Here is a 20,364-nt window from a genome sequence, read left to right as displayed (position 1 = left end):
CAAGATGTATATAGAGAGACAATCAACCTAGCAATTCTAAAATTTCAAGAACAGCTCATTCTATGTAAAAAACTTAGACCTAATGATATAATAATACATGTATGTTTTAAAAACAGACCTGATTGCAACTCAAAATTATGAAGACATCAATAGCCATGTAAGTTTAAAATACAAGCACCGACAAATATGTTAGAGCTTTATTTTGTGCATTTCAACAGAAAAATGAAGTTTTTTACACTCAATTGTAACATTCGGAAGTTTTTTACGTATAAGTATATGCAGTCTATGCAAACTGAACTTAATTTATTTTAATGAGACAGCTTAAGATTACAAAACAGGTTACCAATAGGGAGACCGCATCTTTGGACAAGTACTTACAAGAAATTGGAAAAGTAGACTTGATTACCGCTGATGAAGAAGTAGAGTTGGCACAACGTATCAAGGCAGGCGACCAGATCGCTCTTGAAAAACTTACCAAAGCCAACCTCAGATTCGTGGTGTCAGTTGCAAAGCAGTACCAAAACCAAGGACTTACTTTACCGGATTTGATTAACGAGGGAAACCTTGGTCTTATCAAAGCTGCACAGCGTTTTGACGAAACGCGGGGATTTAAATTTATCTCCTACGCCGTATGGTGGATCCGTCAATCTATATTACAAGCTTTGGCAGAACAATCTCGTATCGTTCGTTTGCCATTGAACAAAATTGGTTCTATCAACAAAATCAACAAAACTTTTGCTTTCCTTGAGCAAGCGCATGAAAGAATGCCTTCTCCTGAAGAAATTGCAAAAGAATTGGATATGACTGTTGAAGACGTTAAACAATCATTGAAAAACTCAGGTAGACACGTATCTATGGATGCGCCTCTTATTGACGGTGAAGATTCTAACCTTTATGATGTACTTCGTAGTGGCGAATCTCCAAATCCGGACAGAGAGTTATTACATGAGTCACTTCGTACAGAAATTGAGCGTGCTTTAGAAACATTGACACCGCGTGAGGCAGATGTTATTCGTTTGTATTTTGGTCTTGCAGGTCAACATTCTATGACTTTAGAGGAAATTGGTGAAACTTTTGATCTTACAAGAGAAAGAGTTCGTCAAATTAAAGAAAAAGCGATCAGAAGATTAAAGCATACTTCTAGAAGTAAGATATTAAAAACGTATTTGGGTTAAAAACCTTAGCGTTTAAGCTATAAAAATTACACGTTAAATATTCCTTAAATTGGCAATATTGGCATATTAGTTGTAATTTTAACGGTAACAACAGTTTATCATGACTGTTCGTTTTTTGATTGATGAATAAACTCCGGCTGATTACCGGAGTTTTTTCATTTATAAATGTTTCTAATATCTTTAAGTTCTTCATACCTCCACCATTAGATATTTATATAGTATAATCTTTCCCTATCTTAGAGCATACATCACTGTTTTAATGAAACATCTTTTACTAATACTAACGATTCTCACTTTGTTTAATTCTTGCAATAATCAAAAGACAATTACAGATTTTAATTTGTACCCTACACCTGTAGAAGAAAGTCTTTGGATACAGTATACCACAGCATCTACCTTATTTAAATTATGGTCACCAAATGCTGAAGAAATTGTTTTAAGATTATTTAAAACAGGTGATGACTCAAAGGCATTTTCTACATTTAATCTCACCTATAAAGATTTAGGTGTTTGGGAAAAGGAAGTTAGAGAAGACTTAAACGGCATCTATTACACCTATCAAATTAAAACCGAGAATAAATGGCTAAAAGAAACACCTGGTATTTATGCTAAAGCTGTTGGCGTAAATGGCAATAGAGCTATGGTTTTAAATATGAAGACAACCAACCCTGTTGGATGGAAACAAGACAAATCGCCTGTTTTAAAGCGCCAAAATGAAGCTGTTATTTATGAATTACATATTCGTGACATGACAATTCATCCTCAATCTGGATCTACAATGCCAGGCACCTATTTAGGTTTAGTAGAAACAGGAACTTTAGGTCCAAATAATATAGCAACTGGTATTGACCACATTAAGGAATTAGGTATTACACATGTGCATCTTTTACCCACTTTTGACCATTATTCTATTGACGAAAGTAATTTAGATTCCCCACAATTTAATTGGGGCTATGACCCTCAAAATTATAATGTACCTGAAGGTTCTTTTTCAAGCGATCCGTTTAATGCTGAAGTTCGAATAAAGGAATTCAAACAAATGGTGAAGACTTTTCACGATAATGGTATTGGTGTAATTATGGATGTTGCATATAATCATACCGGTAAAACAGAAGAGTCTAATTTTAACCAAGAAGTACCTGGTTATTATTATCGCCATTGGGAAGATGGTTCATACGCAGATGCTGCTGCTTGTGGTAATGAAACTGCATCAGAGAGAGCTATGATGCGAAAATTCATTATTGAATCTGTCACATATTGGACTAAGGAATATCATATCGACGGCTTTAGATTTGACCTCATGGGAATTCATGATATAGAAACTATGAATAAAATTTCTAACGCTGTTTTAAAAATTAATCCTGATGCATTGCTATATGGCGAAGGGTGGACAGCAAAAGAATCACCTCTACCAGAAAAAAAACGAGCGTTAAAAAAACACGTACAACAGCTTCCACAATTTGCAGCTTTCAATGATGACCTTCGTGACGGACTTAAAGGTTCTGTTTTTGAAGATGAGAGTTTGGGTTTTGTAAGTGGCGCAAAGAATACGGAAGCGTCTATTAAATTTGGAATTGTTGGTGCTATTCAACATTCACAAATTAACTATAGTAACGTCAACTATTCAGATGCTCCCTGGACCTTAGAACCTTGGCAATCTATAAATTATGTTTCTTGTCACGATAATCACACACTTTTCGATAAATTAAAAATTTCAAGACCAGATGCAGCTTTAAGTGAATTAATTGCTATGGACAAATTGGCTAATGCTATAGTATTAACATCTCAAGGAACTCCATTTCTACATGCTGGTGTAGAAATGTTGCGTACAAAAAACGGAGCGCATAATTCTTATAACCTTCCGGATAGTATTAATCAAATAAACTGGAATTGGAAAAATGACAATAAAGAGGTTTTTAAGTATTATAAAAACCTTATTCAATTACGAAAAGCACATTCGGCATTTACCATGCACAATGCCCTTGATATACAAAAGCATATAAAATTTCAAAAAGCAAATGACAGCCTTGTCTCCTTCATTTTAGAAGAGCATGCAAATGGTGATACTTGGAAGAATATTTTGGTTATTTACAATGCGCACAATAAAAACATTAATTATAAAATTGATGGTACTTGGCAAAAAGCCATTTCTGGTAGTACCTTTGACCTTCAGGGCTCAAAATCAATAAAGAATACTATTGATGTACCCGCACTTTCAATGTATGTTGCTTTTCAAAAATAACCGTTTTTACTGTTAAATAAATAATTAGTCATGAGTTCAGATTCACAACCAAATAATCCACTTCATGGTATAAAGTTAGCCACCATGCTTGAAGAACTAACAGAGAAATATTCTTGGGAAGATTTAGCTGGTCAAATCAATATTAATTGTTTTAAAAGTAATCCGTCTATAAAATCAAGCCTCAAATTTTTACGCAGAACACCATGGGCAAGAGAAAAAGTGGAACATTTATACTTACAATCCTTTAAAAAATAATGAGCTTAAATATAGTACTCATAGAGCCAGAAATACCTAATAATACAGGTAATATTGGCAGATTGGCACTCGCTACAGGATCCACGTTACATTTGGTAAAACCATTTGGATTTGAGCTAAGTGATAAACGTCTTAAACGTGCTGGTCTAGATTACTGGCAACACCTTAACGTAATCATGTATGATAATGTCGATGCTTTCTTTGAGCAGCATCAAGACAAAAAAATGATTTTCTTTTCTGCTACAGCTACCAAAAACCATTGGGAAATTGAATACACCAACGATATGTTTTTAGTTTTTGGAAAAGAATCTGTTGGCTTACCTAAATCTATCTTAACTGAAAATGAGGATAATGCCGTGAAAATTCCACTTTACAGCAAACATATTCGCAGTTTAAACTTAGCTAATGCCGTAGCTATTTCCGTTTATGAGGGATTGCGCCAATTAGACTGATTTTTGCTTTAGGTTACTTTGTATCTTTAAGAGACCAATACAAAGAACCAATGAAAACAATCAACCACTCTTTCATTTTATCTCTTTTCTTAATTTTAAGTTCTTGCAATCAGAAAAAGGAAGAAACCACAGAAACTTCCATTGCATTTAATACGCCCGCAGATTTTGAGCTAGAAGAAATTTACCACCCTAGTAATGCTGAACAAGGCTCTTGGGTAGCTTTGGCACAAGGTAATGGTAATACCATGTATGCATGTGACCAATATGGCAAACTTTATCAATTTAAAGTTCCTGAAATAGGAGCTGTTCTCTCACAGAAAGATGTAACTCCTATAGACATTGAAATTGGTGAGGCCCATGGTTTACTATGGGCATTTAACAGCTTGTATGTTGCCGTTAATAAGAATTGGGATGATGACATACCAGATGATCAAGAGAAAGGCAGCGGAATATATAGAATTACCGACACTAATAATGACGGAAAATTAGACGCTGCCAAAATGTTACTTCGCTTAGAAGGTAGCGGCGAACATGGTCCGCATAGTTTTGCGTTATCTCCAAATGGCAAAGAAATTTACTTCATCGCGGGTAATCACACTCTAATTCCCGAAAGAGTAAAAGAAAATAGTAGAATCCCCACCAATTGGGGTGAAGGCAATTTATTTACTCCGTATTTAGATGCTAGAGGCCATGCTAACGATGTAAAAGCGCCTGGCGGATGGATATCAAAATTCAATCCCGATGGTTCGTCTTTCGAATTAATTTCCGCAGGATTTAGAAACCCCTTTGATATGGCTTTCAATACTGATGGTGAACTTTTTGCTTATGATGCCGATATGGAATGGGACATTGGAATGCCATGGTACAGACCTACAAGAATTTGCCATGTTACCAGTGGCAGTGAATTTGGCTGGAGAACGGGTTCTGGAAAATGGCCTGCATATTATCCAGATAATCTACCCGCTGTACACAATTTAGAGCAAGGCTCTCCCACAGCCGTATTATCAACAACAAATTTAAATCTTCCTGAAAAATACCAAAATGGGTTACTTGCTATGGACTGGAGTTTTGGCACCGTTTACTTTATAGAACTGCAACCAAAAGGTAGTTCTTACGAAGCCAAGCGGGAAGAATTCCTGTCAGGAACTCCCCTACCCTTGACCGATATGATTGCAGGTAACGATGGCAACATTTACTTTGCCACAGGCGGTCGCAGACTTGATTCCCATTTATATAGATTACGATATACAGGAACAGAGAATACCGCACGAAGTCAAGAAAAATCATTGATTAGCGAAGAACGAAATCTTCGTAAGCAACTAGAAGAATATCATACAAAAATTTCTACATCGGGAACTGAATTGGGTTGGAATCATTTAAACAATCCGGATAGATTTATAAGATATGCTTCACGAATAGCTCTAGAACACCAACCTATAGATTCTTGGTTAAATAGTTACAAAAAAGAAACAGACAGTCAAAAAATTATCGAGAGCAGTATAGCTTTAATTCATCAAGGAAAAAGTGATTTACAGCCCTTAATCTTAAACAAACTTCTAAGTATTCCCATTAAATCGCTAGACGAAAATTTACAAGTAGACCTTCTAAGAGCCTACTCCCTAAATTTTATTAGAATGGGAAAACCGGATAACCGACAAAGCCAAAAAATAATCAATGCTTTAAATCCCTTATTCGCTAGTTCCAAAGGCGCGGTAAGCAAAGAGTTATCTCAAATTTTATTATTTCTAGAAGCAAATGGTATAATAGAAAAATTAGTTGAACGTCTTGAATATCACACAAAACAAAAAACAGTCACAAAAGGTGTAGAAATGCTTTCTGAAGAAGCAACGCTTCGTAGCGAGGAATACGGTCCACTAATTAGAGAAGTTATCGCAAAAATGCCACCTAGTGAGGCTATCTATTATGGAATGTTGCTTAGTAATGCTAAAAAAGGCTGGAACGAAGATTTAAGAAAACGCTATTTTTCTTGGTATTTTGATGTTCTTGGTTCTAAAGGAGGCATGAGCTTTAAAGCATATATGGAAAATGTTAGACAGCGGGCCATATTAAATGTACCTGAAGATAAAAGAGAGTGTTTTCAAGAAATCTCCGGTGTCTATTCCCCATCCAGCTCAATTGCAGATTTACCCCAACCTTTCGGTCCGGGTAAAAACTATAATGGCGAGAATATGGGAGATGTCGTTTGGCGCGGTCTAGATAATTACCAAGGCAACGTAAAGGCCGGAAAAAGAGCTTTTGCTTCGGCAACATGTACATTATGCCATAGAATTCGTGGAGAAGGTGGTGCCGCAGGACCAGATTTAACCCAGGCTCACACAAAATTTAGCACATATGATTTAATGTTTGCTATTTACAGCCCTAGCGATGAAATATCTGACCAATATGCCAATACCCTGTTTCATTTAGGCAAAGATGAAAAAATAGCAGGTCGTATTAAATCTGAAGCTGGCGATAGTATTGTAATAATGCCAAATCCCTTTAATGAAAGCTATACGGTAAGTATTGCTAAAAACACTATCACTAAAAAAGAACTCTCCCCAATATCACCAATGCCACCGGGATTATTAAATAGATTGAACGAACAAGAAGTAGCCGATCTATTTGCCTATATCATTTCTGGTGGAGATGAAAATCATAAATTTTATACGGGTGAAGAAAATTAAATATCTAAACCAAATCTCAAAAAAAGTTGAGATTTGGTTTTATTAATTCTTCAAATTTAGAATCTAATATTAGGATAATCACTACCTACTTTACCTCTAATTACCAGTATGATATTAAACCTAAAATCCAGCAGTTAAAATTGTCTAATCATTTACAATTGGCAGATTAAATTATTAATTTCAAACTGATATTTTTCTAATCACCTACCAAACAACAACCTGATGAACTCAAAATTTTTACACGCTTTTATTTTTCTTTTCTTATCATTTTGTAGCATTTCATTTGCTCAAAAAAAATCATCTAAAAATAAAGTTGACAACGCAACGCTTGACAAAGCTTTCTATGAAAACTTGGAATGGCGAAATATTGGACCTGTACGTGGCGGTCGTTCTTTAGGGTCGGCAGGTAGTCCCAGCAGACCTAATGAGTATTATTTTGGTGCAACTGGTGGCGGACTCTGGAAAACTACCGATGGCGGTAATGAATGGGAAGCTGTTACCGACGGACAGATTACCAGTTCTTCTGTAGGCGCAGTTGCTGTAGCAGAAACGAATCCTGACATTGTCTATATTGGTATGGGCGAAGTACAATTACGAGGTAGCATTACTCAAGGGGACGGAGTTTACAAATCTACTGATGCCGGTAAAACCTGGAGTCATTTAGGACTTGAAGAAACCCAAGCCGTTTCAAGAATAAGAATTCACCCAACAAATCCAGATATTGTTTACGTTGCTGCATTAGGTCACCCTTATGGAGACAATGAAGAACGCGGTGTTTTTAAAAGTACAGATGGTGGTAAAAATTGGAAAAAAACATTGTTTGTAAGTGATAAAGCAGGTGCAGTAGATTTAATCATAGATAGAAACAACCCACAGGTTTTATATGCGAGTACTTGGCAAGTTCAAAGAAAAGCATGGAAAATGTGGGGCGGCGGACCAGATTGCAAACTTTGGAAATCTACAGATGGCGGAGAAACTTGGACAGATTTATCCAAGAACCCAGGTATGCCAGAAGGACCGTTAGGAAAAATAGGAGTTACAGTTTCACCTGCAGATTCTAACCGTGTTTGGGCTGTTGTAGAAGCAAACGAAGGCGGGGTTTTTCGTTCAGACGATGCGGGTAAAACTTGGGAACGTACTAATGACGAGCGTAAATTAAGACAACGTGCTTTTTACTATTCTAGAATTTATGCCGATCCAATTGATAAAGAAACAGTTTACGGACTTAATGTAGATTTTTGGAAATCTACTGATGGCGGAAAAACTTTTGACACTAAAATTAAGGTGCCACATGGCGACAATCATGATTTATGGATAGACCCTAATAATCCAGATCGTATGATTTCTTCCAATGATGGGGGTGGTGTTGTAAGTATTAATGGCGGTAAGTCTTGGACAGAAGAAGATTACACTACCACACAACTGTATCATGTGATGACAACTAATGATGTTCCTTATCACGTAGCGGGTGCACAACAAGACAATAGTACCATTGCAGTACCTAGTGATGGTTGGGGTCATATGCAGGCTAGAGGTCAAGGAGATGGCTGGGCGTATGCCGTTGGTGGCGGAGAAAGTGGTTGGATCACCCAGCATCCTGAAAATCTAGATATTTTCTATGCAGGCAGCCAAGGTGCGCTGTTAACACGATACGACAGAAGTAACGGTCAATCTAGAGATATTCAAGTATACCCTAGGTTTTTCTCTGGTGAACCTGCAAGCGCATTACCTGAGCGCTGGCAATGGACATTCCCTATTATGTTTGCGCCACAAGATTCAAATGTAATGTATACGTGCTCTCAACATATTTGGAAAACAACCGATGATGGACAATCTTGGGAAAAGATAAGTCCAGATTTAACGTATGCCGATCCATCAACCTTGGGTAAAACAGGTGGCATTATCACCATGGATATGAACGGACCAGAAATTTATGCTACCGTTTTTGCGTTGGCTCCATCAAACCATGATATTAATACTATTTGGGCAGGTTCTGATGATGGTAAAATACATATCACAAGAGATGGTGGTAAAAACTGGGCAGACATTACCCCTAAAGAGTTACCTAAATTTTCTAGGGTAAGTATTATTGATGAATCGCTACACAACCCTGGTACTTTATACGTAGCGGCAAATAGATATCAAGTTGATGACAGACAACCTTATGTATTTAAAACGCATGATTATGGTAAAACCTGGACAAAAATAATATCCGGTATTGAAGATGGTCATTTTGCAAGAGCAGTTCGTGAAGATCCTGTTCGTGAAGGTTTACTATTTCTAGCTACAGAACATGGTGTCTATTTTTCTATGAACGATGGGGAATTATGGCAAAGCCTTCAACTAAAACTTCCAGATACACCTGTTAGAGATTTAGTTATAAAAGATAACGATGTTGTTCTTGGTACGCACGGTAGAGGATTCTGGATACTTGATGATATTCAACCTTTAAGACAATTTACCCCAGAAATGGAGAAACAAGAAGCCGTACTTTTTAAACCTACAAATGCCTTAAGAGGTTTAACCGATGCTTCTATTCAATATTATTTAAAAGAGCAGAAAGACACGATAACTTTTGAAATTTATGACGCAAAAGATAATCTAATAGACACTTTTACGGGTAGCAAACCAAAGTACGAAGTAGACCCCAATCTCCCATATTGGTTAAAAGGCGGCTCATCTAAACCTACCACTGCCAAAGGAATTAATAATTTCACTTGGGATATGAGATACCCGGGAGCTACCACTTTTGAAGGAATGATTATTTGGAGCGCAAGACCAGCTCGTGGTCCAAAAGCACCGTTAGGTACTTACAAGGTAAAAATGAAATCTGGTGATTATGAGAAAGTATATGCTTTTAATATTGAAATGGATCCAAACTTAAAGGGAATTACCAAAGAAGATTTAGATGAACAATTTACTTTATCAAACAAAATAATGGCTAAAACTTCTGCCGCCAACGAAGCAGTCATTAAAATTCGAGAGATAAAAAAGGCTTTAATGGCTAATAAAGACAACATAGATTCAAATGATTTCAATAATTCGGTAACTCCATTTTTAAATGAATTATCAGAGGTAGAAGAGGCACTGTATCAAGTTAAAAATCAATCAGGGCAAGACCCTTTAAATTTTCCTATAAAACTAAATAATAGATTAGCATCACTAAGACGTAGTGTTGAATCTGGTGAAGCAAAACCAACAAATGGAGCTTACAAAGTTTTTGAAGAACTTTCCGCAGAGTTAGACGTAGAATTAAACAAATTGTATAGCATACTAGGAAAATACAAATCTAAAATAAACCCTATTTTATCTAAAAACGGTGGTACTACAATTGACTAAATGAGGTAAAAGCAAAAAGAAAAACAACAGCACATCGAATTACAAATCCGTATTTTTGTACTGAATAATAATCGTTTTATAAAATGAAAAAGCCAAGTATAGCACCATCACTATTAGCAGCTGATTTTGGAAATTTACAGCGAGATGTAGAAATGGTAAATGCAAGCGAAGCGGAGTATCACCATATCGATATCATGGACGGAGTCTTCGTTCCTAATATTTCTTATGGCATGCCTGTGGTAAAAGCTATTAAAAAGAGTGCTACCAAGCCTTTAGACGTGCACTTAATGATTGTGGACCCTGACCGTTATCTAGAAGAATTCGCTAATCTTGGAGCTCATATATTAACTGTTCATTATGAAGCTTGTACACATTTACATAGAACTATACAGGCTATAAAAGCTTTAGGAATGAAAGCAGGTGTTGCACTAAACCCACACACCAATATTATGCTTTTAGAAGATATTATTCAAGACATTGATGTGGTTTTAATAATGAGCGTAAACCCTGGTTTTGGCGGACAATCATTCATTGAAAACACCTATGATAAAATAAGAGCTACCAAGGCTTTAATCAACAGAAAAAAATCTACTGCCCTAATTGAAATTGATGGCGGAGTAACTACTGCCAATTCTCAAAAGTTAGTGGATGCTGGCGCAGATATTTTAGTTGCCGGAAGCTTTGTATTTAAAAGTGCTGATCCAGTTAAAACTATAAAAGAATTAAAGGGATGAAAACTGAACTTGATATCGTTATAGTTGGTGGTGGACCAATAGGTATTGCATGCGGATTAGAAGCTAAGAAAAATGGTCTTACTTATGTAATATTAGAGAAAGGACCTATTGTAAATTCACTTTTTCATTATCCGTCTAATATGCAATTTTTCTCTTCATCTGAGAAGCTAGAAATTGATGAAATTCCATTTATTAGTAAAGAAGCAAAGCCAAAAAGAGACGAGGCATTAGAATATTACAGACGTATAGTAACCTCTAACAAACTAAATATTAAGCTATTTGAAAAAGTAGAAAACGTTCAGAAGAATGAGGGTACATTTACTGTTGTCTCTGAAAAGAACACCTACATTTCTAAACAAGTTGTAATTGCCACCGGTTTTTACGATTTACCTAATTTACTTAACGTACCTGGTGAGGATTTAGAAAAGGTTGTTCATTACTATGATAACCCTCATTATTATTCAGGTCAAAAAGTTGCCGTTATAGGCGCAAGTAATTCTGCAATTGACGCAGCACTTGAATGTTGGCGAAAAGGAGCTGACGTATCTTTAATTATCAGAGGCTCTGAAGTGGGGCAACGTGTAAAATATTGGGTTAGACCAGACATTGTAAATCGTATTGAAGAAGGTAGCATAAAGGCTTATTACAACACCACGGTTAAATCGATTACTGAGAATAGTATTTCTTTGAATACAGAAAATGACGTTGTAGAAATTGAAAACGATTTTGTACTGGCATTAACAGGTTATAAACCCAACTTTAACTTCTTGGAGAAATTAGGTGTCAACATTAGTAATGATGCTAAAAAACTACCTGAATATAACCCGGATACTATGGAAACCAATATTGATGGTTTGTATTTAGCTGGTGTAATTTGTGGCGGAATGGAAACACATAAATGGTTCATAGAAAACTCAAGAATACATGCTAAAATGATTGTATCAGATATTATTTCTAATACGGTTACCTCATAATTTATTTTTTATTGAAGAGGATTAACCAATTAGTTCTTTTTTAATTTATTTAGAAGATTATAATAGTTTTTACGAATAAACGCAATCAGCCATTTAAAGTTATCAAAACTTACATGATCAGTATACTTTAACATACCGTTTATTGCACCAACACATAACATTTAGAAATACTAAAAAAACCTAACCAACTATATTACTGTTGATTAGGTTTTTATTAAATTGTGACCCCGGAGGGATTCAAACCCCCAACCCTCAGAGCCGAAATCTGATGCGCTATTCAGTTGCGCCACGAGGCCATTTCTAGTTATTAAAACTAAAACTTATCCTGACACTTTTAACTTATGTCAATTTCTTTTTTACAATTGTAGAAATCAATTTACCATCAGCTTGACCTGCTAATTCTTTTGAAACAATTCCCATAACTTTACCCATATCCTTCATCCCTGAAGCACCGATAGAATCTATAGTTTGTACCACTACTTTCTCTACTTCTTCTTCAGTAAGTTGTTCTGGTAAAAATTGTTCTATAACAGCGATTTGAGCCATTTCTGGATCAGCAAGATCTTGTCTTCCTTGCTCTATAAAAATAGCAGCGCTATCTTTTCTTTGTTTTACTAATTTCTGTACTATCTGTATTTCGTCATCTTCAGTGATTTCTCCACCTCCACTAGTACTTGCTACCAATAGCGCAGATTTAATAGCTCTAAGCGATTCTAGTGCTACTGAATCCTTTGCTTTCATAGCTAATTTCAACTGCTCCATTACTCTTTGCTGTAAACCCATTGCTTGTATATTTTGATCAGCGAAGATAAAAAATAAAACCCGAAAACTAAGTTAGTTTTCGGGTTTATAAATTATTGTGAGCCTACTACTAGTCTACATTATCATGTAAAAAAGAGTTGTTAGAACGCAATTGAATATCGTCGCTACTATCACCACTTAAAGAGGTTCTAGAAATTTTCTTCTCTCTTGGATTATCGTTCAAATTAACACCCTGTCTTTGGTAAGCAGGTTTCTTTTCATCGTAACTAGTTGGCGCGTTATTTTTGAATTTATAATTGAAGTCTTTCAATTTTCTTCTACGCTCATCCGCTCTTTCTCTTAACAACTCTTCGATAGGAGTTTCCATTGGATCTAATTGTTCCTCTGGGTACGACTCTCTTTTTGGAGCTACTGTCTTTTTCTCGAAGACTAATTCATCTTCAATAACTTTAGGCTCAAACTCCTCTGCTTTAGATTTAGCACCGGTTAGTTTACTTTCTAACTGCATGTAATCATCAAGACTATATCTTTTTTCACCATTCTTGTTATACTCAAGTACAGGTACTATCTCTATACTATCGTTTACATCTAAATCCTTTACTTCGTCATGTAAATCGAACATGATTACGTTTTCTTTTTCCTCTTCATCTCTTGATGAATCGAAATTAGATGTAAATCTTTCCTCTTCTTGTACTCGTAATACTTCTGGCTCTACTACCTCAATATCTCTTAAAGTTGTTGGCTTATCTACTATTACAAAATCATCTTCAGAAACATTTTCAGCTAATACTTCCTCGTAAAAAACATTGAAATTCTTAATGTAGTTCGTTGTAGGTATTAAATCGAAATCTTCTTCCTCAACGAACTCATACTTTTTTACGGGTTTGACTTCTTTTACCTCCTCTTCCTCATCATCCATTTCTAACGTATGGACCGTTTTAGTGTTAGATAACAACATTGCCTCTGCACGTTGCCCTTCTTCCAAAGTATGAATAATTTTTTTTGATTCGGTATTTACGATATCATCTTGTTGCTCAATATTGAACCCAGTTGCAATAACCGTTACAGCAATAGCTTCTCCTAAGCTTTCATCTTCACCAACACCCATAATAATGTTAGCACCGTAACCTGCTTCTATTTGGATATGATCATTGATTTCTCCTATTTCATCAATAGTAATTTCTTGAGCACCAGAAACGATTAATAACAATACGTTTTTAGCACCTTGAATTTTGTTATCGTTCAATAACGGAGAATCCAACGCTTTCATGATAGCCTCATTTGCTCTTGCCGAACCAGATGAAATAGCAGAACCCATTATAGCAGTACCACTGTTAGACAGTACCGTTTTAGCATCACGTAAATCTATGTTTTGTGTATAGTGATGTGTAATAACTTCTGCAATACCTCTTGCAGCGGTTGCCAACACTTCATCAGCTTTAGAGAAACCAGCTTTAAAACCAAGGTTTCCGTAAACCTCTCTTAATTTATTGTTATTAATGACGATCAGCGAGTCGACATTTTTACGTAATTTTTCAATACCTCGTTGTGCTTGTTCAACTCGCATTTTACCTTCGAATTGAAATGGCATAGTAACGATACCTACAGTAAGAACATCTAATTCTTTTGCAAACTTGGCAATTACGGGAGCAGCACCAGTTCCTGTTCCCCCGCCCATACCAGCAGTAATAAAGATCATTTTGGTAGTTGTATCCAACATACCTTTAATCTCTTCCATGCTTTCCATGGCAGCCTGTTCACCAACTTCAGGGTTGGCACCAGCACCCAAACCTTCTGTTAATGACATGCCTAGTTGTATTTTGTTTGGCACAGGACTATTGTCCAAAGCTTGAGAATCTGTATTACAGATTACAAAATCAACCCCATTAATACCTGCTTGGAACATGTGATTTATGGCATTACTACCACCACCACCTACACCAATGACTTTTATAACGTTGCTTTGATTCTTTGGTAGATCAAAGGAGATATTATCAAATTCGCTGTTCTTACTCATATTCTAATTATTACTGGTTATGTATTCTTATACTATGCTTCTTACTCTGCGTTATCTAAAAATTCTTTCAATTTTTCAGACCACTTATCAAAAACAGATTTTCGTTCTTTATGTATATCGGGGCGTGCTACTACTTTCGTATCATTTTCCGCATACATTAATTCTTCTTCCTGCTCTTGCTCTTCTAAAATTTCCTCTTGCGTCAACTTCAATTTCTCTTGATTTTTAATGGCGTTCATTAAAAGACCAACTGCCGTTGCGTATAGTGGACTAGCAACTTCTTCATCAGAATCTCCTGCTAGGTGTTCGTTAGGGTACCCAATACGAGTATCCATCCCTGTTATATATTCTACCAATTGCTTTAAATGTTTTAGTTGGCTACCGCCGCCTGTCAACACAATACCTGCAATTAGTTTCTTCTTTTGCTCTTCGTGACCGTAGTTCTTGATCTCTACATATACTTGCTCAATAATTTCAACAACACGTGCATGAATTATTTTTGAAAGGTTCTTAAGAGATATTTCTTTTGGCTCTCTACCACGTAAACCTGGTATAGAAACAATTTCATTGTCTCTATTTTCTCCTGGCCATGCAGAACCAAACCTAGTTTTTAACAACTCTGCTTGCTTTTCTATAATAGAACAACCTTCTTTAATATCTTCTGTGATTACTCCACCACCAAAAGGTATTACAGCTGTATGTCTTATAATTCCATCTTTAAAAATGGCTAAATCAGTAGTACCACCTCCTATATCGATCAATGCTACACCTGCTTCTTTTTCTTCTTGACTCAATACTGCGTCAGATGATGCTAATGGCTCTAGTGTAATATTCCCTAAATCCAGTCCTGCACTTTTAATACAACGACCAACATTCTTTATAGATACTACTTGACCAACTACAACATGAAAGTTAGCTTCTAGCCTACCACCATACATACCAACAGGCTCACGGATTTCAGCTTGTCCGTCAACTTTGTATTCTTGTGGTAAAACATGTATAATCTCTTCACCTGGTAGCATAATCAATTTGTGCACTTGATTACATAAAAGATCCACATCTTCCTCGCCAATTACTTCCTCAGAATCTTTTCTGGTAATGTAATCGCTATGTTGAAGACTTCTTATATGCTGACCTGCTATACCAACTACAACAGAACCGATTTTAAGACCAGAATTTGCTTCTGCCTCCTCAACCGCCTGTTGAATAGATTTTATGGTTTGTGTAATATTATTTACCACACCTCTGTGTACACCTAAACTTTTGGACTTACCGATACCCAAAATCTCAATCTTACCATATTCGTTTTGCTTTCCGATTATGGCAACGATTTTCGTTGTTCCTATGTCTAAACCGACTGAATATTTAGTTTGTTCCATTTTCTATTATATTTTAGTGCACACCACCTGGTTATTGAATTCTAAACTTACTTCCGCGTAATCTTCCAAGGTTTGATCCTTGTTCGCTTTGGCATAAAACGCCTTAAAATTGCTGAACTTAGCTTCCAAATCTTCAATACCGCCTATGTTCACAACAAAATTGTTAAGCCTTAATCGTAATTGATATTCACTTTCTCCTTTTATATGAATACCGATTACCGATTCACGAAAAAAATCGTCCTTATTCACGTGTTCCAATATCACATAGACATCCTCAAGGCTTTTACCACTGATAGTACCAGTGATAATGGGAACTCTTGCTGAATGATTATTAGAAAAAGGCATCCTCTTTCCTTCATCATCCAAATAGAACTTATTTTCCCCTTCTATGCGTCCTATTGGTTTCCGTTGGACTATTTTCGACGTAAGCTCACCATCTATTGTTAGATAGACTTCGGCACTTTTCACCATTTCATTGGCCTCAAGGGCCTTTTCTACAGTATTCAAAACTATATTTTCTTTAGGCACATTTTCGAGACTACCATAATTTTGTATTAACAATTTATTAACCGTCCCTTCAGTGAGGTACAAATTTTGATCCCCAACGAATTCTACCTTCATTCCCGCAACATGCTTAGCACTATTACGCTCATTAGAAAAAGCATATAACCCCATGATTACCAGAACTAAAGCCGATAACTTTATAAAATTCCAATTAACCTGCATACGACATTTCTTTTTTTATTTTCACAACTTCTAAACCTATATCTCCAGCACCCATTGTTATTAAAACTTCTGGATTCTGACTTTTAATCTCAGATATGATTTGCTCCTTTGAAATTAATTTTTTATTACTACTTTTTATCTTACCCAACAACCATTTAGAATCTATTCCTTTAAGTGGTTCTTCTCTAGCCGGATAGATATCCAACAACAGCACATTTTCGAATTGAGAAAGGCTTTTTGCAAATGCATCTGCAAAATCCCGTGTTCTAGAAAATAGGTGTGGTTGAAAAATTGCCAATACTTTTTTGTTCGGATGCATTTCTGAAATTGCTTCAAAAACAGCATTGATTTCCGTAGGGTGATGTGCGTAATCATCTATAAAAATGAAATCTTCACTCTTAATTCGATATGAAAAACGCCTTTGCACACCTTTAAAAGTTGCTAATGCCTCTGCAAGGCGATGCGGTGGGGAACCTGCTTGCATCGCCATTGCGAAAGCCACTAAACCGTTCAACAAATTATGTCTTCCAGGTTTGTTAAATTCAACCCCTTCTAGTTTGAGGTCAGGGGTCTCCAAATCGAATATGTAGGTGCCACGTTCTATTTTTATATTTCGGATGCAATAATCCGAATCGTCTTCAATACCATAGGTCAACCCTTCTAAAGGCAAACCATTACGGACAAATAATTTTCCGCCCGGTTTTAATCGTTTTGTAAAATCAACAAATGTTCTTTCTAATTCCTCAGCATCTCCATAAATATCCAAGTGATCCGCATCCATTGAAGTAACACAGGCTACATTTGGTGTCAACTGCATAAATGAACGATCAAACTCATCTGCTTCTACCACTGAGTACTCCGTACCTTCTAACAAGAAATTACTATTAAAATCCTCAGAAATACCACCTAAAAAGGCTGTCATTTTAACTCCTGTTTCTTTTAATAAATGCGCTAGAATACTTGATGTCGTCGTTTTACCATGTGTACCTGCAACTGCCAAGCAAAAAGAATCCTTTGTAATTAAACCAAGAACTTCTGATCTTTTCTTAATTGTAAATCCATTGTTTAAAAAATACTGGTATTCCGAATGATTAGAAGAAACTGCCGGCGTATACACCACCAACGTATGCTCTATATCTTTCTTAAACTCATCTGACACAGCGTTTATGTCATCTGTATAATGAATATCAATACCTGAATTCGCTAACTCTTGTGTAAGCGGACTTTCGGTTTTATCATACCCGCCTACCGCCTTATTTATGAAAGCAAAATAACGCGCCAAAGCAGACATACCAATGCCTCCTATGCCAATAAAATACACCTTATGTATTTGCGTTAAATTCATTTTACTTTAAAATTTTTTCTATTTCATCGCAGATATCCGCAGTGGCATTCGGTAATGCCAATGCTTTTATATTCTTTGATAATGCTATTTGTTTTTCAGGCGATTTAACAACCGATTCAAATACTGTCTTAAACTGCTCATCCAATTCTTTCTCTCTGATCATAATAGCCGCATCATGCCCAACTAACGATAATGCATTCATTGTTTGATGATCTTCTGCTACTACTGGCGACGGAATAAAGAATGTTGGTTTACCCACCAAACATAATTCTGATACCGCACCTGCTCCTGCTCTTGAAATAATGAAATCTGCCGCTACATAGGCTTTATCCATCGTATTCAAAAAAGCATGCACTTTTATAGTTGCTGACTCATGAGATTTATAGGTTTCGTAATACCCTTTTCCACATTGCCAGATTACTTGCAACCCTTGTTCTTCAAAATATGCTAAATGATCTGCCACTAATTGGTTAATGCGTCTAGCACCTAAACTACCACCTAACACCAATAATGTTTTCTTATTGGCATCTAAATCAAAATAAGCCAAGGCTTCACTTTTAGTAGCCTTTAGTTCTACCAAATCTGAGCGTACCGGGTTGCCCGTCAACACAATTTTATCCTTAGGGAAAAACTTCTCCATACCCTCATAGGCCACACAGATTTTTTCCACTTTATCCTTTAATAGTTTATTGGTAATTCCTGCAAAAGAATTCTGCTCTTGCAACAAACATGGCACCCCTTTAACGGTGGCCATTTTTAACAATGGACCGCTAGCAAAACCACCTGTACCAATTACGGCGTGTGGTTTAAACTTAGATACGATGCTGTTTGCTTTCATTAAACTACTTATCAATTTTATAGGAAATAGTAGATTTTTAAGGGTCAATTTTCGCTGAATCCCCGTAATCCACAATCCTTCTATTTTGTACCCTGCTTGGGGTACCTTTTCCATCTCCATTCTATCCTTAGCGCCCACGAACAAAAATTCCGCATCAGGATATCTTCTTTTCAATTCATTTGCTATGGCTATCGCCGGATAAATATGTCCGCCAGTACCACCTCCCGATAGAATAAACTTATAACTGCCCACTTAAAATTTCTAAAGGGTTCGTCTCATCTATATCACTATCAGAAGCACTCTCTTGTACTATACTTTTATTACTTGCACTTAAAATGATACCTATTGCCAAACAGGTCATCCAACTAGATGTACCTCCACTACTTACCAGTGGTAAATTCTGTCCAGTTACCGGAAACAGTTCTACAGCTACCGCCATATTTATCAACGCCTGAAACACAATCGGCAACCCTACGCCTAGCACCAGCAGTTTGCTAAAAATTGAAGTACAACCATTGGCTACTACCACAATCCTGAACAATAGAAATAGGTAAAATAGCATCAACACAAATCCGCCAATTAAGCCATATTCCTCCACTATTATTGCATAGATAAAATCTGATGAACTCTGTGGCAAAAAGTTCTTTTGCACACTCTTACCTGCACCTTTACCCATTATACCACCAGTAGCTATTGCAATTTTAGCTTTTTCGATTTGGTAGGTTCCTTCCGTATCGTCTGGGTTGGAAAAGCTATCTATACGGCTCATCCAAGTATCTACCCTATTTGGGAATAAATCTGGAAAAGCTTTTGCCGTTAGTATAAATATGGACAGAAATAGAATTCCCGTTCCAACAATTCCCAACAAGTATTTCATAGGATATCCTCCTAAGAAACAAAGCACCATGACCATTGAAAATACAATAGCCGCCGTAGAAAAGTTCGCCGGTAAAATAAGGGCTACCACTAAGAAAACCGGAAGCCACAATGGCAATATGCTTTCTTTAAAGGTTATTTTAATCTCTCTTACTTTAGAGAAATACCGTGCCACATAAATCATTAAAACAACTGCCGCCAAGTTAGATGGCTGAAAACCGAAACCTACTAAAGGAATACGAATCCAACGACTATCATTGGTACCACCACCAGATGTACCTTGCGCCAATACGAATATGAGTAATACCAGTACTATTGGCAGGGCTATCATAGACAACCCTTTAAAAAAGTGCGTAGGTATTTTATGTACTCCATAAATAATTCCAAATCCTAAAAACAACAAGATGGCATGTTTTACCAAATGCCCTACAGGTGTACCGTTACCTACCACATACACCAAATTACTACTGGCGCTGTAGACAGGTAAAAATGAAAATAAGGCCAAGAGCGCCGCAATGGCCCAAATAGCTTTATCTCCTTTTATATTTTGGAATATATTCAACACC

Annotated in this window: 15 protein-coding genes and 1 tRNA gene; 8 read left to right on the top strand and 8 right to left on the bottom strand. The window is 36.4% G+C overall.

Going from position 1 to position 20,364, the window contains the following annotated elements:
- Positions 1 to 311 precede the first annotated feature (311 nt).
- From BM296_RS17755 to BM296_RS17720, 8 genes are all read left to right on the top strand, one after another.
- Positions 312 to 1,175, top strand: coding sequence for a sigma-70 family RNA polymerase sigma factor (locus tag BM296_RS17755; RefSeq protein WP_027067982.1), 864 nt, complete (start codon positions 312 to 314; stop codon positions 1,173 to 1,175).
- A 259-nt stretch (positions 1,176 to 1,434) separates the two neighbouring features.
- Positions 1,435 to 3,417 carry a type I pullulanase gene (gene pulA, locus BM296_RS17750; RefSeq protein ID WP_091905224.1) on the top strand — a complete coding sequence of 661 codons (1,983 nt, stop codon included), beginning with the start codon at positions 1,435 to 1,437 and terminating at the stop codon, positions 3,415 to 3,417.
- A 30-nt stretch (positions 3,418 to 3,447) separates the two neighbouring features.
- The gene (locus tag BM296_RS17745) at positions 3,448 to 3,672 is read left to right on the top strand and encodes a VF530 family protein (RefSeq protein WP_091905222.1); all 225 of its coding nucleotides are present in this window, start codon (positions 3,448 to 3,450) and stop codon (positions 3,670 to 3,672) included.
- Positions 3,672 to 4,124 carry a tRNA (cytidine(34)-2'-O)-methyltransferase gene (locus tag BM296_RS17740; protein ID WP_091905218.1) on the top strand — a complete coding sequence of 151 codons (453 nt, stop codon included), beginning with the start codon at positions 3,672 to 3,674 and terminating at the stop codon, positions 4,122 to 4,124. Before BM296_RS17745 ends, BM296_RS17740 begins: the two co-directional genes overlap by 1 nt.
- Positions 4,125 to 4,174: 50 nt before the next feature.
- The gene (locus tag BM296_RS17735; RefSeq protein WP_091905215.1) at positions 4,175 to 6,808 is read left to right on the top strand and encodes a c-type cytochrome; all 2,634 of its coding nucleotides are present in this window, start codon (positions 4,175 to 4,177) and stop codon (positions 6,806 to 6,808) included.
- A 222-nt stretch (positions 6,809 to 7,030) separates the two neighbouring features.
- Positions 7,031 to 10,147, top strand: coding sequence for a WD40/YVTN/BNR-like repeat-containing protein (locus tag BM296_RS17730; protein ID WP_091905212.1), 3,117 nt, complete (start codon positions 7,031 to 7,033; stop codon positions 10,145 to 10,147).
- A gap of 83 nt (positions 10,148 to 10,230) precedes the next feature.
- Entirely contained in the window at positions 10,231 to 10,881 is a 651-nt protein-coding gene (gene rpe / locus BM296_RS17725) for a ribulose-phosphate 3-epimerase (protein ID WP_091905209.1), read from the top strand.
- Complete coding sequence (locus BM296_RS17720; RefSeq protein ID WP_027067988.1) at positions 10,878 to 11,855, top strand: YpdA family putative bacillithiol disulfide reductase; 978 nt, start codon at positions 10,878 to 10,880, stop codon at positions 11,853 to 11,855. The genes rpe and BM296_RS17720 overlap by 4 nt, the downstream gene beginning before the upstream one ends.
- Before the next feature lie 222 nt (positions 11,856 to 12,077).
- Here BM296_RS17720 and BM296_RS17715 read toward each other — a convergent pair.
- The 8 genes from BM296_RS17715 to BM296_RS17680 all read right to left on the bottom strand — a co-directional run bounded on the left by BM296_RS17715 (position 12,078) and on the right by BM296_RS17680 (position 20,363).
- A tRNA-Arg gene (locus BM296_RS17715) sits at positions 12,078 to 12,151 on the bottom strand.
- 43 nt (positions 12,152 to 12,194) lie between these two features.
- Positions 12,195 to 12,638, bottom strand: a complete 444-nt coding sequence (locus BM296_RS17710) for a GatB/YqeY domain-containing protein (RefSeq protein WP_027067989.1) — start codon at positions 12,636 to 12,638, stop codon at positions 12,195 to 12,197.
- 88 nt (positions 12,639 to 12,726) lie between these two features.
- A complete protein-coding gene (ftsZ, locus tag BM296_RS17705) occupies positions 12,727 to 14,634 on the bottom strand; it encodes a cell division protein FtsZ (RefSeq protein WP_027067990.1) in 1,908 nt (635 codons plus the stop codon).
- A gap of 41 nt (positions 14,635 to 14,675) precedes the next feature.
- Positions 14,676 to 16,013, bottom strand: a complete 1,338-nt coding sequence (ftsA, locus tag BM296_RS17700; RefSeq protein WP_027067991.1) for a cell division protein FtsA — start codon at positions 16,011 to 16,013, stop codon at positions 14,676 to 14,678.
- Between the two features lie 6 nt (positions 16,014 to 16,019).
- Complete coding sequence (locus BM296_RS17695; RefSeq protein ID WP_091905206.1) at positions 16,020 to 16,739, bottom strand: cell division protein FtsQ/DivIB; 720 nt, start codon at positions 16,737 to 16,739, stop codon at positions 16,020 to 16,022.
- Positions 16,729 to 18,084, bottom strand: coding sequence for a UDP-N-acetylmuramate--L-alanine ligase (murC, locus tag BM296_RS17690; protein ID WP_091905203.1), 1,356 nt, complete (start codon positions 18,082 to 18,084; stop codon positions 16,729 to 16,731). The genes BM296_RS17695 and murC overlap by 11 nt, the downstream gene beginning before the upstream one ends.
- 1 nt (position 18,085) lies before the next feature.
- A complete protein-coding gene (gene murG / locus BM296_RS17685; RefSeq protein WP_091905200.1) occupies positions 18,086 to 19,174 on the bottom strand; it encodes an undecaprenyldiphospho-muramoylpentapeptide beta-N-acetylglucosaminyltransferase in 1,089 nt (362 codons plus the stop codon).
- Positions 19,161 to 20,363 (bottom strand): FtsW/RodA/SpoVE family cell cycle protein, encoded by a 1,203-nt coding sequence (locus BM296_RS17680; RefSeq protein WP_091905197.1) that lies wholly within the window; start codon positions 20,361 to 20,363, stop codon positions 19,161 to 19,163. The genes murG and BM296_RS17680 overlap by 14 nt, the downstream gene beginning before the upstream one ends.
- Position 20,364: the final 1 nt, after the last annotated feature.

The organism is Maribacter stanieri (assembly GCF_900112245.1).
Lineage (GTDB): Bacteria > Bacteroidota > Bacteroidia > Flavobacteriales > Flavobacteriaceae > Maribacter > Maribacter stanieri.
Note: the sequence above shows the minus strand (reverse complement) of the source record. Positions and strands in the feature narration are given on the sequence as shown.

Bases quoted from the DNA above. Each gene is read 5' to 3' on its own strand.
- BM296_RS17755 (WP_027067982.1), top strand. From the start codon at position 312: ATGAGACAGCTTAAGATTACAAAACAGGTTACCAATAGGGAGACCGCA.
- pulA (WP_091905224.1), top strand. From the start codon at position 1,435: ATGAAACATCTTTTACTAATACTAACGATTCTCACTTTGTTTAATTCT.
- BM296_RS17745 (WP_091905222.1), top strand. From the start codon at position 3,448: ATGAGTTCAGATTCACAACCAAATAATCCACTTCATGGTATAAAGTTA.
- BM296_RS17740 (WP_091905218.1), top strand. From the start codon at position 3,672: ATGAGCTTAAATATAGTACTCATAGAGCCAGAAATACCTAATAATACA.
- BM296_RS17735 (WP_091905215.1), top strand. From the start codon at position 4,175: ATGAAAACAATCAACCACTCTTTCATTTTATCTCTTTTCTTAATTTTA.
- BM296_RS17730 (WP_091905212.1), top strand. From the start codon at position 7,031: ATGAACTCAAAATTTTTACACGCTTTTATTTTTCTTTTCTTATCATTT.
- rpe (WP_091905209.1), top strand. From the start codon at position 10,231: ATGAAAAAGCCAAGTATAGCACCATCACTATTAGCAGCTGATTTTGGA.
- BM296_RS17720 (WP_027067988.1), top strand. From the start codon at position 10,878: ATGAAAACTGAACTTGATATCGTTATAGTTGGTGGTGGACCAATAGGT.
- BM296_RS17710 (WP_027067989.1), bottom strand. From the start codon at position 12,638: ATGGGTTTACAGCAAAGAGTAATGGAGCAGTTGAAATTAGCTATGAAA.
- ftsZ (WP_027067990.1), bottom strand. From the start codon at position 14,634: ATGAGTAAGAACAGCGAATTTGATAATATCTCCTTTGATCTACCAAAG.
- ftsA (WP_027067991.1), bottom strand. From the start codon at position 16,013: ATGGAACAAACTAAATATTCAGTCGGTTTAGACATAGGAACAACGAAA.
- BM296_RS17695 (WP_091905206.1), bottom strand. From the start codon at position 16,739: ATGCAGGTTAATTGGAATTTTATAAAGTTATCGGCTTTAGTTCTGGTA.
- murC (WP_091905203.1), bottom strand. From the start codon at position 18,084: ATGAATTTAACGCAAATACATAAGGTGTATTTTATTGGCATAGGAGGC.